Annotated in this window: 9 protein-coding genes; all 9 read right to left on the bottom strand. The window is 61.2% G+C overall.

Annotated elements, in window-relative coordinates:
* Position 1 precedes the first annotated feature (1 nt).
* Entirely contained in the window at positions 2-508 is a 507-nt protein-coding gene (locus ACJ8J1_RS03870) for a type VI secretion lipoprotein TssJ (RefSeq protein WP_033643655.1), read from the bottom strand.
* Between the two features lie 9 nt (positions 509-517).
* Positions 518-883, bottom strand: coding sequence for a PAAR-like domain-containing protein (locus ACJ8J1_RS03865; protein ID WP_033643656.1), 366 nt, complete (start codon positions 881-883; stop codon positions 518-520).
* Between the two features lie 6 nt (positions 884-889).
* Positions 890-1504, bottom strand: coding sequence for a DUF3540 domain-containing protein (locus tag ACJ8J1_RS03860; RefSeq protein ID WP_033643657.1), 615 nt, complete (start codon positions 1502-1504; stop codon positions 890-892).
* On the bottom strand, positions 1497-2651 hold the full coding sequence (locus ACJ8J1_RS03855) for a pentapeptide repeat-containing protein (RefSeq protein ID WP_228287357.1): 1155 nt from the start codon (positions 2649-2651) through the stop codon (positions 1497-1499). The genes ACJ8J1_RS03860 and ACJ8J1_RS03855 overlap by 8 nt, the downstream gene beginning before the upstream one ends.
* Positions 2641-4866, bottom strand: a complete 2226-nt coding sequence (locus tag ACJ8J1_RS03850) for a DUF2169 family type VI secretion system accessory protein (protein WP_033643659.1) — start codon at positions 4864-4866, stop codon at positions 2641-2643. Before ACJ8J1_RS03850 ends, ACJ8J1_RS03855 begins: the two co-directional genes overlap by 11 nt.
* Before the next feature lie 12 nt (positions 4867-4878).
* Positions 4879-7140, bottom strand: a complete 2262-nt coding sequence (gene vgrG / locus ACJ8J1_RS03845; protein ID WP_004935351.1) for a type VI secretion system tip protein VgrG — start codon at positions 7138-7140, stop codon at positions 4879-4881.
* 64 nt (positions 7141-7204) lie between these two features.
* Positions 7205-9790 carry a type VI secretion system ATPase TssH gene (tssH, locus tag ACJ8J1_RS03840; protein ID WP_033643660.1) on the bottom strand — a complete coding sequence of 862 codons (2586 nt, stop codon included), beginning with the start codon at positions 9788-9790 and terminating at the stop codon, positions 7205-7207.
* Between the two features lie 16 nt (positions 9791-9806).
* On the bottom strand, positions 9807-10835 hold the full coding sequence (tssG, locus tag ACJ8J1_RS03835; RefSeq protein ID WP_004935359.1) for a type VI secretion system baseplate subunit TssG: 1029 nt from the start codon (positions 10833-10835) through the stop codon (positions 9807-9809).
* Positions 10828-12669, bottom strand: a complete 1842-nt coding sequence (gene tssF, locus ACJ8J1_RS03830) for a type VI secretion system baseplate subunit TssF (RefSeq protein ID WP_033643661.1) — start codon at positions 12667-12669, stop codon at positions 10828-10830. The genes tssG and tssF overlap by 8 nt, the downstream gene beginning before the upstream one ends.
* Positions 12670-12678 lie beyond the last annotated feature (9 nt).

The following is a 12678-nucleotide window of genomic DNA, read 5'->3' as shown; positions in this document are numbered from 1 at the left end:
GTCATTCATCCATTTTGTCGTTAGTCACTATGCTGAGTGACGTCATCCCCACCATCACCTTCATTTGCGAATCAGCCTGCGCAGGGGACTTTTGCTCGGCGAGCGGCAACACGCCGCTGATTTGCTGAAACTCCGCCCCGACGACGACCCATCGCTCTTGCCCCGCCGGCACCTCGAAGCGATAACGCAACGTCTCCCTCGGTTGCAAAATGCTCTGGTGCCGGCTCAGCGCCCCTTCCGACGGCGCCGTCTCGCGGCAAGGGGCGCCGTCGCCAATTCCCTCAGGCATCCACCCCGAGCGATTGGTTTCTATCACGCACACCTTGACCGGCTGCGCCTCCCCGGCGGCATTCGGGTTCACGTTGTCGTTGGCGGTCACCTCGACGTCGATAAACCGCAACCGACGCCCCGCATCCGCAGCCTCATCGTGAGAAAACCAGCTGCATCCGCCGAGCATCCCCACCGCCAACAGTCCCCCTGTCGCAATCCCCCGGAGCGTTTTCACCATGCTGAACTCCTATGCATTAACGAAACATTTGGTCTGGCTCGGCGCGACCTGAGTGCAGACCATGTTGTTGTTGTTCGTCGTGCTGGAATCACCTAGCCGCGTGACCGGCATGCCGCCGGAGAAATACTTACCCGATCCCTGCACCGGCTGCGCCTGGGCCGAATGCGTCCCCGAGGCAGCGCCGATCACTCCGCCCGAATCGGCGGTGGCCACACGAGTGGTGCCGAGGTTTTGTTCATTGCCGCCGGAAATGAAAATGTTAGGCACGTTCGGTATGCCGGTGTTGTTGGGCGAGGTGTTCGGGCCCGGCGCCGGTATCATCGGGTCGCAGCCGGCAAAGCCGATCCCGCCCATGTTGGTATTGGCTGCAGTCATGGTGGTTTACCCCATATGTATCTGGCCACCGTCGATCTTCAGCACCGCCGAAGACTTCAGGGAACCAATTTCACTGTTGATGACGAGGGATTGCCGCGCATCCTGAATGATGTGCTTGGCCAGCACCTCGTCGGTTTCCTCCACCCGCCGGCTCGCGTGCTTGCTGCGCACAAACAGGCGTTGAGAGATTTGGTGCAGCGTTTCGGCAACCCAACGGCTGCTGCGCGTCAGCAGCGTGAAGTGCGGGCTGCGCAGCGTCAGCCGCTTGCCGCCCTGCAGCTCGATCTCCGGCGCCACGATGCGCAAGTTGGCGCAGCGGCTGTCCAGCGTCATAACGGCGTTCGCCTGTTGCCGCGACAGGATCTCGGTGATGACCAACTTGTCGCCGTCGGCGATGACGCAAACGCGATCGCCCGCCAGCGGCTGAACCAGGCAGCTGGTGGCGACCGCCAGACAATGCGCGCGCATGCCGTCGACATACAGACCGCCGTTGGCGTCGGCCGCCAGCGTCACCACCTTGCGCCCCCCTTGTTCGGGAAGCGGAGCGCTGCGCACCAACTGCAAAGGCGTCACCCTGGCGTTGGCATAGACCTTCTGATGCTCTCTTCTGGATTTATACATATCTGCTTACTCCTGTTGGCCGTTGATACGACGGTTGCCGCGGCCCCGGTTGTTGATGCGCATACCAGGCGTCGATCGCGCTCAAGAACGGATCGGCGGTAAGCGGCACGTTTTCGGCGCGATGACGCTGCGCGCCATGCAGGCGAGCGCTCTGTTGCTGAGCGGCGGTCAACGGCTGTTCGATCAGGTTCGCTTCCCGCAGTTCGGCCTGCTCAAGATTGGCTAACGCCAGATCGCACGCCCTGAATTCCGCTTGCGGCAAGATGGCGCGCCCCCAGTTGGCGCCGCCCATCGCACATTCGCTGAACCGGGCCTTCTGCCCCTGCGCCAGGATCAGCGTCGCGCGCTCGAAATCGCAGCGCAGCGCCTGCGCTTCAGCGAAGATCGCCGAGGTCAGATCGCTGTCGGCGAACGAACACCCCTCCAGCTCGCTGCGGTGAAAACTGGCGCCCTGCAGCTGTAGCTGAGCCAAAGTGCAGCCCGACAGGCGGCAGGTGAACCAGATGCGCGCCTGCCCCGCGATCGTCTGCCAGCTGCACGTCTCCAGCCGGCAGCTCCCCATGATGTGGCGCTCGAGGGTCGACGCCTGCCACAGGCACTGCGTGAGCTGGCAGGCGTACCAGTTGGCGTCCTGTATCACGTCCTGGTGAAACATCAGGTTGGTCAGGGTGCTGGACTGCACGGCCAGATGCCCCAGGCTGCTGCGTTCAATTTCCGCGCCGTTGACCTCGCACCGGATCAAACCGCAGTCATCCAGCAGACAATCGCCGACGTAACACCCCTGCAGCGTGGTGTCGTTGCACGCCAAATTGCACAGCAGCCCCTGTTGCAGCGTCAGGTTCTCAAACCGGCATTCGTTGAACGACAGGCGCATCAGGCTGCCGCCGACCACGTTGACCTGCTGCAGGGTGCAGCCCTCAAAGCGCACCGCCCGCAAATCACAGCCTTCAAACGTGACGCGTTCGAAATGACAGTCGATGAAAAAGCAGTCGCTCAGCGTCAACCCTTTCAGCTCGCGATCGTGGAACCGGCGTTTCTTGAAGATCCGCGGCATGGGCGGCGTCTGCGCCACCGCCTGGGCGACCTCCAGTTCGATCGCCTCTCGGTCAGGCAGCGCCTGTTGAATCACGCGGCTTTCAGTTTTCATGCGCATAGTCCCCATGAATGATTCTGCGCGGCACCCAACACGCGCGCTCCAGCAGACAACCGCTGAACCGCGTGCCGGCGTCCTGCCAGGTCATCGCCAGATGCGCCGCCGCCAGATTGCACTGGTCAAATTCCGCATCGCGCAGATCGGCGTTATAAAACAGGCCTTGCTGAGCGCTGCTGTTTTGCCAACGTGAGTGCGTCAACAGGCTGTCTTTAAACCGCACGCCGGCCAGATCGCAGCCGGCGATCGCGCAGGCCGTCAGATCGGCCTCGTCAAAGTTGCATTCAGTGAAAACGCTGTACAGCAGTTGGCACCTCTCCATGCGCGCCGCTTTCAATCCCACTTTGGTGAAACAGCTATCGCTGAACACGGCGTGGGAAAAGTTCGCCTGCATGCCCGCCGTCAGGCTCTCGACGCGGCAGCGTTCGAAGCGCACGCCGCGCCAGTTGCCGCCAAGGAACGAGTTTTTGGTGAGCGTCATCTCCAGCGCAACCGCCTCTTCGGCGAGGCAGCGGTTAAACACGCACGCGTCCAGCTCGCCTTGCAGAAACTGCGCGCGGATCAGCGTCGCGCCATTAAACATGCCGTTGCCGATCGCCGCGTGTTCAAAGCGGCTCGCGGTGAAATCGCCCCGCTCGAAAACGCAGTTATCCAGCTTCACGTGGTCGGCGCGCAGCCCTTGCCCCTGAGGCTCCGCCAGCGTCACCCGTTCGAAGACCGCCTCTTGCCACACGCTTTCCGCCAGCAACGGCTTTTGCAGCGTGCACGAGATCATGCGGATCTGGCGCAGCGCCGCCTGCGTCAAATTGACCGCATCAAAAACGCAGTTTTCGAAGGTGCAGCTATCGAGGGAAGCCTGCGAGAAATCGCAGCGCTCAAAGCGGCACTGCAGAAAATGCCGGCCCGACAGCGCCTCGCAGCGCAAACCGGTGAAAGTCTTCCCTTCCACGGTCGCGCTATCGGGGAAAAACGCGTCATTGCCGTCTTCGGCGGGAAGATCCGGCAAATCGGGCAACGTCACGGAAGCGGGCTCCGCCGCCGCTTGTTGCTGGTGCAAGGCGATCGCCTCGCGGATGCGTTGATAGAACACGGCGGAATCGCCCAGAGAGGTGGGCGACGGATCGTAACGCAAATCGCTGGGGTGATCCGACACCGCCTGGATGACGTTCAACCCCATCTCCACCGGCATCAGATCCGGATCGAACAGAAACTCAAAGGGCGAGGCGTCATCGTCGCTGCGCTTGCGGAATACCTGTTGGAAATAGTCGAACGAGCGCGGCGCATCGCAGCGATCCAACGCCAGCATGACGGACTCGATGGACTCGTCCAGCAGATGCGTCAACGGCGCATTGCCGGTGAAGATAAGCAAAGCGATGTCGCTGTCGGGCAGGAACCACAGCGTTTTGCGCTGCAGCTCGATTTCCTCGAGGCTGTCGCTATCGTGACGGCGGATGAACGCCCGTCCGCGCACCGCCGGCAGCTCGCCGCGAATCGCTTCGCTTTGCGCGCCGACGCCCTGCAGCTCGAAGGGCACCCGATCCGGCCACGCCGCTTCCGGCAACCACTGCGCCGGCGGCGCCATCTGGAAATAACGCCGATCGATATTGGCCGGCAGCCCGGGGAATGCCGTCTCGAGATAGGCTTTGCCGGCGATCTGGCCCGCCACCTTATCGATGTGCGCCTTGCGCAGCGCAAACTCGTGCGGCACCGGCGCCGGCGCCGCCAGCGGAGAGCGCTCCTGCGCGGTCCCCTCGGGGGACAGCGTCATCAGCAGCGGCCGCAGCCCGTCATTGCAGCCGCGGCCAAACGGGTTCTCCTTGTTGTCTTTGCCGCCCCAGGCGGAGGTGTGATCCAGCGGCACGCTGAGGAAGGGTTCCACCTCCATCGCGCCGCGCCGTCCCTCGCCCTCGACCCGCCAACGGCGCTTCAGCCCGCCGATGTCGGCGCTGACATTCAGCGTTTTCACCGGCTGACCGATGCCGGCATGGCCGGCGATCAGGTATTCGGCGAACGGCTTCGGCTCGGCAACATCCAATATCGGCAGGCTGAGCGGCACGCGCTTCCACGCCTCCCAGATTTCGGCTTCGTTCACGAAGTGTTCAGGCCGGGACAGGTAGCATCCGGCCACGACGCTGATGCCGAGCCGGCTGTCTGTCCCGATCTGGTAACTTCCTTTAATCGCCACCAATTGCTGTGGCCGTATGATTCTCATTGCCGCGCCTCGTTAGTTTTTGCTTTGCATCCCGACTTTTTTCAAATCGACGCCGGTCTCGGACAGTGACGCGCCGGTATAGCTGATCGACACCCCTGTCGTGCTGGTGCTGCTGCCGGTATTGCTGACGCTGCTGCCGGTATTGCTGACGCTGCTGCCGGTGCTGCTGACGCTGCTGCCGGTGGTGCCGACGCTGCTGCCGGTGGTGCTCACGCTGCTGCCGGTGGTGCTGATGCTGCAGCCGGTGGTGCTGGTCGACGATCCGGTGGTGCTGATGCTGCAGCCGGTGGTGCTGGTCGACGAGCCGGTGGTGCTGACGCTGACGCCGGTAAAGCTGGTGCTGCTGCCGGTCTGGCTGGTGCTGACCGTGGTGTAGCTGTTGCTTTCGCCGGTCATGCTGTTGCTGATGCTGGTGAAGGAGTTGCTTTCGCCGGTCATCGAGTTTGATACGCCGGTGCAGCTGGTGCTCTGCCCGGTAAACGAGGTGCTCAGCCCGGTGAACGAAGTGCTGACGCCGGTAAATGACGTGCTCACGCCGGTGAACGAGGTGCTGACGCCGGTAAACGAGGTGCTCACGCCGGTGGCGGTGAGGCTGACGCCGGTCATCGACGCGCTGACGCCTTTAATCGAGGCGTCAAACCCGGTAATGCTGAAGACGTAATCCTTGTAAGAGACGTGGTTGGTGAACCAGTCGGTAAAGGTGCGGCGGATGATGTCGAACTTGTCCATTCCCACCTCGGTGGCCTGGTTGCGCTCCACCGTGGTTTGCAGATCGCGTTCGGCATGCAGCATGACGCGTTCGTTGTTGCGGTTGTCATCGAAGGTCAACTGGCTGGCATGCTGCGGCTTGCCGAAGCGCAGCGAACGCGACACCATGCCCGAGTAGTTGATGTATTCAGGCAACTGATAAGGCGGCGGGTTGTCGCCGTTATACACAATCCCGGTCACCATCGGACGATCGAGATCGCCGTCGACATAGGTCACCAGCACTTCCTGACCGACGCGCGGCATGGCGATCACGCCCCAGCCTTTCCCGGCCCAGGCCTGCACCACGCGGATCCAACAAGAGCTGTCTTCCTCGGTGGTTTTGTAGCGATCCCAGTGGAAATGCACGCGGATGCGCGCAAATTTGTCGGTATGCACTTCGGAGTTGGGCGCGCCGACCACGGTGGCGCTCTGGATGCCCGGCATCTGCGGCTTTGGCGTTTCGCGCAGCGGGCGGAACGGCACGTCGTCGTTCAACGCATTGAAACGGCAGGTGACGTTGCGGCCGTCGCTGCTGCTGTCCGGGCCGTCTTGCACGAACACATAGTCGCAGCGAGTCAGCTTGAAGCGGCGATTGCGGTTGGCGTCCGGGTGCAAAATCAAGGAGAAATCCTTGCCGGCCATCAACCCGACGGCGTTGCTCTCGCCAAACAGCAGATGGCCGTCGCTTTGCATTTCTTCAAGGCGCAGCCGCGCCAGGTTTTCACCGCGTTCGGTATCCACATAACCCGCCGCGTAGTCATACCACTCCAACGGGGTGTTCTGCAGGCCGAGGCGGCTCTCTTCCACCTTGGTTTGCAGGTTCTTGCGCGGGTTCTGGAAGTCGAAGTCGCGCAGCACGATTTCATTCGGGCGTACTTTGCGTGAACGCTGGATGCGCTGGATCCCTTCGCGGATGGCGCGGTTTTCTTCGCTGTCCGGCATGAACGGCAACACGGCGTAACCGAAATCCAGATCGTCGAAATTCTGCCGGTCGGTGATCACCAGCGTGTGTTTATCCTCGGCGTGATCGAAGTAATACCAGATGCCTTCGTCTTCAAGCAGGCGGCTGATAAACGCGAAATCCGTTTCGGAAAACTGCACGCAATATTCACGCGTCGGATAAGTGCCTTGAATATCCAGACGGTAGTCGGCAAAACCGTAGCGCGAGAAGATTTGCTCGATGATGTCGAGCACGTTCAAATCCTGGAAAATGCGGCTGTTGCGGTTCTGCATCAAAAACCACAGCCAGGTGCTCAGCTCCAGCTTATAAACGAACTTATCCTGATGCTGCCCCGAATCGGAGGCGCCGATCACGTAAGCGTAAAACGGCCGCGCGCCGAAATCCGGCCTTTCTATTTGAATGCTGATCCCTTGACCCAGCAGAGATTCATAATCAACGTCCGCCTGTTCACATTCGAATTCGAGCGTATATTGCGAGTTGCTCGACAACCCTTCTTTGGTGGTGAAGCTGAGTGGAAACGCATTTAATTCGGCTAACACCGGGTTATCAATTTCGATTAAAGGCATAACAACCTCTCTGATCCGATATCGAACCCCGCCCCGCGTTTGCGGGCCGGCGGCAAATTAAAAATCAGTCGAAATAAACACTTAAACTATCGTTCTCGACCATGAGTTGGATATTCTGCAGTTCCTGTCCCGTCCGTTTGCGCTGCAGCACTTCATTGCTGATGGGCGGCAAAATCGCCTGCTGCAGCAGCGACTCGACCGCTCTGCCGCGCGAAGGATGGGCGCTGATGCGTTTGGCTATCCAGCCTGGAATGTCGCCTTCCAGCACCAGCGACACGCCCACTTCTTTGTGCAAACGCTGTTGTAAACGCGAAATCTGTTTGGTGGCGATATGGGTTATCGCTTCGGTAGAAAGCGGCACGTAGGGAATGACGTTCATGCGCGCCAACAGCGCCGCCGGGAAGAAGCGCGCCAGCACGTCATGCAGCATCGGCCGCAGCGCTTCGGTTTTCAGATCCGGCGTTTCCGCCAGCGTCGCTTCTATTTCGCCGGCGCCGATATTGCTCGTCATTAAAATGAAACACTGGCGGAAGCTGATCATGCGGCCCTCACCGTCTTCCATCACGCCCTTGTCGAAGACTTGATAAAACGCCTCGTGGATATCGGGATGCGCCTTGTCGAATTCGTCGAGCAAGACGATGGAATAAGGTTTGCGGCGCACCGCCTCCGTCAACTTGCCGCCCTTGCCGTAGCCGACATAGCCCGGCGGCGCCCCTTTCAGGGTGGAAACGGTATGCGATTCCTGAAACTCGCTCATATTGAAGACGATCAGGTTATGCGCGCCGCCGTACATCGCCTCCGCCAGCGCAAACGCGGTCTCCGTTTTGCCGACGCCGCTCGGGCCGGACAGCATGAAAACGCCCAATGGCCGATCGTGCGCCTGAATGCCGGCGCGGGAGATGCGCACCGCCTGCGCGATTTCATCGATCGCCGTCTGCTGGCCGAATATCTGGCGGCTCAGCAGTTGGTTGAGATTGAGCGCATTGTCCAGATCGCTTTGCAGCATGCGGCCGGTGGGGATGCCGGTCCAATCCGACAACACCTCCGCCACGACGCGGTCATCCACCCACGGATACACCAACGGCAGGCCGCCGTCTTGCAAGGCTCCCAGCTCGGAGGCCAACTGCGGCAAGCGCTCCGGCGACTGCCGCTCCGCGTCGAGCAAGGTGGTGACCGCCTGTTGCTCCTGCGCCTGCCGCTGACGCAGCGCATCCAGTTCACCTTCCATATCGCTGAGGGTCTGCTGCAATTCAGTGATGCGGGTGAGCGCCAGATCGTCGAATTTGCTTTCCTCCTGCAGGCCGTTCATTTCGGTGCGCTTCACCGCCAACCCGGCCTCGAGCGACTCGATTTTTTCAGGCAGCGCATGCTGGCTCAGCGCCACCCGCGCGCAGGCGGTGTCCAGCAAGCTGATGGCTTTATCCGGCAGTTGCCGCGACGGCAGATGGCGCAGCGACAAATGCACCGCCGCCTGCAGCGCCGACTCACGGATCTTGACGCTGTGGTGCTGGGCAAAATGCGGGGCGATGGCGCGCATCATGTTCACCGCATTCTCTTCGTCGGGTTCAGAAACCAACACGTACTGGAAACGGCGCGTCAGCGCGGCGTCCGGCTCGATGAACTGTTTGTATTCCGACCAGGTCGTCGCCGCCACCATGCGCAGCGCCCCCCTGGCCAACATCGGTTTCAACAGGTTGACGGCGTCGCCGGTGCCGGCCTGCCCGCCGGCGCCCACCAGCGTATGCGCCTCGTCGCAAAACAGGATCACCGGCACCGCCGAATGCGCGATGGCGTCGATCAGCGCTTTCAGGCGCGATTCGAATTCGCCCCTCATGCTCGCCCCGGCCTGCATGCGCCCCAGATCCAAAGACAGCAGCCGGGCGCCCTGCAGCAGCGGCGGCACCTGCCCCTGGGCTATCTTGCAGGCCAGCGCTTCCGCCACCGCCGTTTTGCCGACCCCGGCTTCGCCCACCAAAATCGGGTTGTTCTGCCGGCGACGCAGCAAGATGTCGATCACCTGGCGCAGCTCCGCTTCGCGGCCAATCACCGGGTCGATTTCACCGTCGCGCGCCTGGCGGGTCAGATCGGCGCACCATTTATCGAGAATATCGACCGTCTCGGACGCCTCCGGCGCATCGCCGTGGGCGCTGTAGACCTCTTCTTCCTCTTCCTCATGCTCGACGGACTCCGCCAGAATCGCCGGATAATCGTCGAACAGCTGCGGGATCGGCAGTTTTTTGAACTCGTCGCTCAGCCGGTACAGGCTGCGCTGCAACGTGGGATCCTGCAGAATGCCGACCAAGATATGAATGGTGCGCACCCCGCCGGACGGCGTTTCGGCGAGCTGGCTCATCAGCAGCCCTCTTTCCACCACCGTTTCCAGTTGCGTCGACAGGTCCACCACCGCATTCGTCCGGTTAGGCAAGGTATGAAGAATGCGATCCAACGCATCGCTGATGCGCTGACTGTTGATGGCGTAGTGCGCCAGGATCATCGGCAAGTCGCCGCGTTCCTTGTCCACCAGGACTTTCAGCCAGTGTTCCAGCTCCACGTATTCGTGCCTGAAGGTTCGGCACAGCTTGGTCGCTTCGACGAACGACTGATAGGCAAAGTGGCCCAATCGCGAAAAAAGACGTTCTCGTTGATACACCTTAAATTTCCTTATATTAAGTTGTTGATTGATAAACCAGCTGCCTAAACGTCCCTGTCTTAGGTTTCAGCCAGCTGTCTTTACTCAGCGACTTGCCGCCCAGCTGCGCCGCCATGCCCGGCTCCGTGGCAATCAGCAGGCTGACATCCAGCATCAGCTGATGGCTCGTAAAGTCATGACAGATGCTCACCAACGCCTGCAGCCGCCTGCTGCCGCGCTGATACTGCTGATACTGCGGGGCCCCCAGCGGGCCGATCTGAATATGCGCGCCGTACTGGGCATCGAAAAAGCGGCTGCCGATGCGCGTGCTGCCCAACTTGCCCAGCTTTTGGCTGCCGCTTTGCTTGCCGTCGTCGATCCACTTGGCGTAGCGCGGCGTAATCGTGATGGGAACGGCGAAATAGGCCGCCAACATCTTGTTGAGCTGCCGCAGCGAGCGGCGACCGGGCAGATAAGTGCCGGGGTACGCCTCGCGCAGGCGCTGGATATGCGGGTTCACCGTCAGCGCCGTATCGACGCCCACCGTCTGGCGCAAATGGCGCAAGAACGGGTTTTTGTCATCGTCATGCTCATGGCCGATCATCGCCTTCAGCTGCGCCCAGGCCCGGTAGTGCAATACGGCGAAGCGCTGGCTGACGATGCCGACGAACTGCTGGAACGCCTGGTTGCGTCTGGCGATGACTTCGGTGCGCGCGTGCTCGGTCACATGGATCGGCAGCGGGCCGTAGGGGGCGAACATGCCGAAATGCCGCGCCTGAATCAGCACTTGCTTAGGGCGCTGCACGATAGAGGCGATTTCACGCGAAGCGAACGCCATATCCGCCGGCTGGGTGATGCAGAGCCTTTCGCGGCTGCGATCGTTGGAGACGCCGAGCCGCGGCGCATCCGGCTGCGCGCGTTCGATACGCCGCAGCAGCTCGAAAAAATCCTGTCGATTGGACAGCCCGCGGATTTCGGCCTGGCCCGCGCTTTCGCTTTGCGCCCCCGGCGTCGGCGCCTGTTCCAACGAAAGCGCCGTTTCACGCATCAACGACATATCAGCCATAGTAGAGCGCCCCCCAGTCGGCGTGGGTTTCCCCATCCAGCAACAGCTTCATGCTTAACGTTTGGTTCAGGTCGCCGTATTGGCTCAACGCGTGGTGCAATATTTTGCCGAACAGATAGGCGCCGTGGTCGGCATGATGGTTGGCGCTTAAGTTGACGGCGATCTCGGCTCCGCGGATCCAGGCCAGCGGCCCCGGCCCCTGATTGCGTTCGAAGTGGTGCTCCACCCAGGCGTTTTTGATGCTGGCGATGCGCTTGCGCTGGCTGGAGTCATCCTGATGGCAGAACAACGACAGCCAGTCGCGCAACAGCGCCGAACAATCCTGAACGTCGGGGCGCGCATGGCGCAAAGGATTGGAGGCCAGCATCTGGATCGCCTGCCACGCCTGGCTGATGTTCGGCACCGCGACCGGGTTGCTCGGGTAGCGGACGATCTCCACCTGGTGGATCGGCATCGCCGTTTCCAGCTGGAAATGCGGCTGCTGAAGGTGCGCCGGCACCAGATGCCGTTCGCATACCAGCGCCTCGACGCTGAGCGACGTGATGTCGTCGATGTCGATGCCGCTTTTGCCCGGCGAGATGGCGATGAAGGTATCTTCGTTGGGCAGGTGCGGATTGTTGTACTTGGAGGGCGACGGCTCCCGGCGACGGTGCAGCGTATAACCGGCCGGCTCCCGCTCGCAGTCGTACTGCACGTCGGCCTGCAGCGAAGAGAAAATCACCGGGTTGCCGTCGGGCAGCATGCCTTTCACTTGTTTTACGCTGTGTATCTCATACAGCGAGGTGTTCAAACGATCGACCACCAGCTGGTGCTCCGTGCGCTCATCCGTCAGCAGCACCGGCGAGCAATGGCGGCGATACAGGTTGATGACCGGGGTCGCGAAAAGATGAAAATCCCTGGCGTTGACGCGACCGATCAGAGTGAGTGGGCGTTGCTCCAGCGCGAACAAGATCTCGAACTCGTGAACGCGTTCACATTGGCGCAGAAAATCCTGCACGCCATGCAGCTCCAGGCTGAAGAAGCGGCTTGGCGCGGCGAAGTATTCGCGCATCAGCCGGTTGCCGGGCAGTTCCCCCACCACGGTGGGCAACAAGGCTTCTTCATCGCTGACGCCGCCCAGGCGCAAGCTGTCCGGCTGCAAGACTTTGACGATTGGCCGGTCGTCGCTTTTCGCCCATAGCACGATGCGCAAGGTGCGATTAAGCAACGCGGCCAGCAGTTGATTGGCCCGCACCGTATCTTCCGCCAGCGTCAGGTGCAGCGGCTCGAGATCCAGCTCCGAGACGGGAAGCACGCCGTGCGTCGTCAGGCATATCCTGACGTAGGCCGAGCAATCCTGCATGTGTCTGGCGGCGCCGTCAGGCAAATGGTGCGGCGGCAAAATCTCACATTCCGCCAGTGAAATCTCAACGGGCTGCACTTTAATATGCCGCGCCGTGGTGAACGTGGCGGGTTTGTTGTTCAGCGAGATATCGTTGAGGGTCATGCGGCTCCCGCGCGGCAGGTCAACCTGGCTGTGCCACTGGGGAAAAGAGAGATCGGGCTTAATCGCGACGGTAGCGATCGCGGGAACCGGCGTATACCACAGCGGCGCCAGGCGTGAGAGCATTTGCAGGGCAAATTCCGGCTGCTCATTGTTCAGCTTTTCCTGGATGCGGGTGCAAAGGAACGCGGAGCCCTCCAACAGACGCTCAACGAAAGGATCCAGCACGCCGTCGATATGCATGCCTAAATGCTGGGCGACCTGGGGATGAGAAGAGGCGAACTGACGACCGGCCTCGCGAAAATAACGCAGCTCATCATTATATAATTGGAGAAAGCGCTCACTGAACATAGTCACCCC

The organism is Serratia sp. CY37869 (assembly GCF_052168895.1).
Taxonomy (GTDB): domain Bacteria; phylum Pseudomonadota; class Gammaproteobacteria; order Enterobacterales; family Enterobacteriaceae; genus Serratia; species Serratia ureilytica.
This window is presented reverse-complemented; position numbering and strand designations above follow the sequence as displayed.

What these genes read in the sequence shown, in the direction of transcription:
- vgrG (WP_004935351.1), bottom strand. Translation starts at nt 7,140, where the DNA reads ATGCCTTTAATCGAAATTGATAACCCGGTGTTAGCCGAATTAAATGCG.
- ACJ8J1_RS03850 (WP_033643659.1), bottom strand. Translation starts at nt 4,866, where the DNA reads ATGAGAATCATACGGCCACAGCAATTGGTGGCGATTAAAGGAAGTTAC.
- ACJ8J1_RS03865 (WP_033643656.1), bottom strand. Translation starts at nt 883, where the DNA reads ATGACTGCAGCCAATACCAACATGGGCGGGATCGGCTTTGCCGGCTGC.
- ACJ8J1_RS03870 (WP_033643655.1), bottom strand. Translation starts at nt 508, where the DNA reads ATGGTGAAAACGCTCCGGGGGATTGCGACAGGGGGACTGTTGGCGGTG.
- tssF (WP_033643661.1), bottom strand. Translation starts at nt 12,669, where the DNA reads ATGTTCAGTGAGCGCTTTCTCCAATTATATAATGATGAGCTGCGTTAT.
- tssG (WP_004935359.1), bottom strand. Translation starts at nt 10,835, where the DNA reads ATGGCTGATATGTCGTTGATGCGTGAAACGGCGCTTTCGTTGGAACAG.
- ACJ8J1_RS03855 (WP_228287357.1), bottom strand. Translation starts at nt 2,651, where the DNA reads ATGAAAACTGAAAGCCGCGTGATTCAACAGGCGCTGCCTGACCGAGAG.
- ACJ8J1_RS03860 (WP_033643657.1), bottom strand. Translation starts at nt 1,504, where the DNA reads ATGTATAAATCCAGAAGAGAGCATCAGAAGGTCTATGCCAACGCCAGG.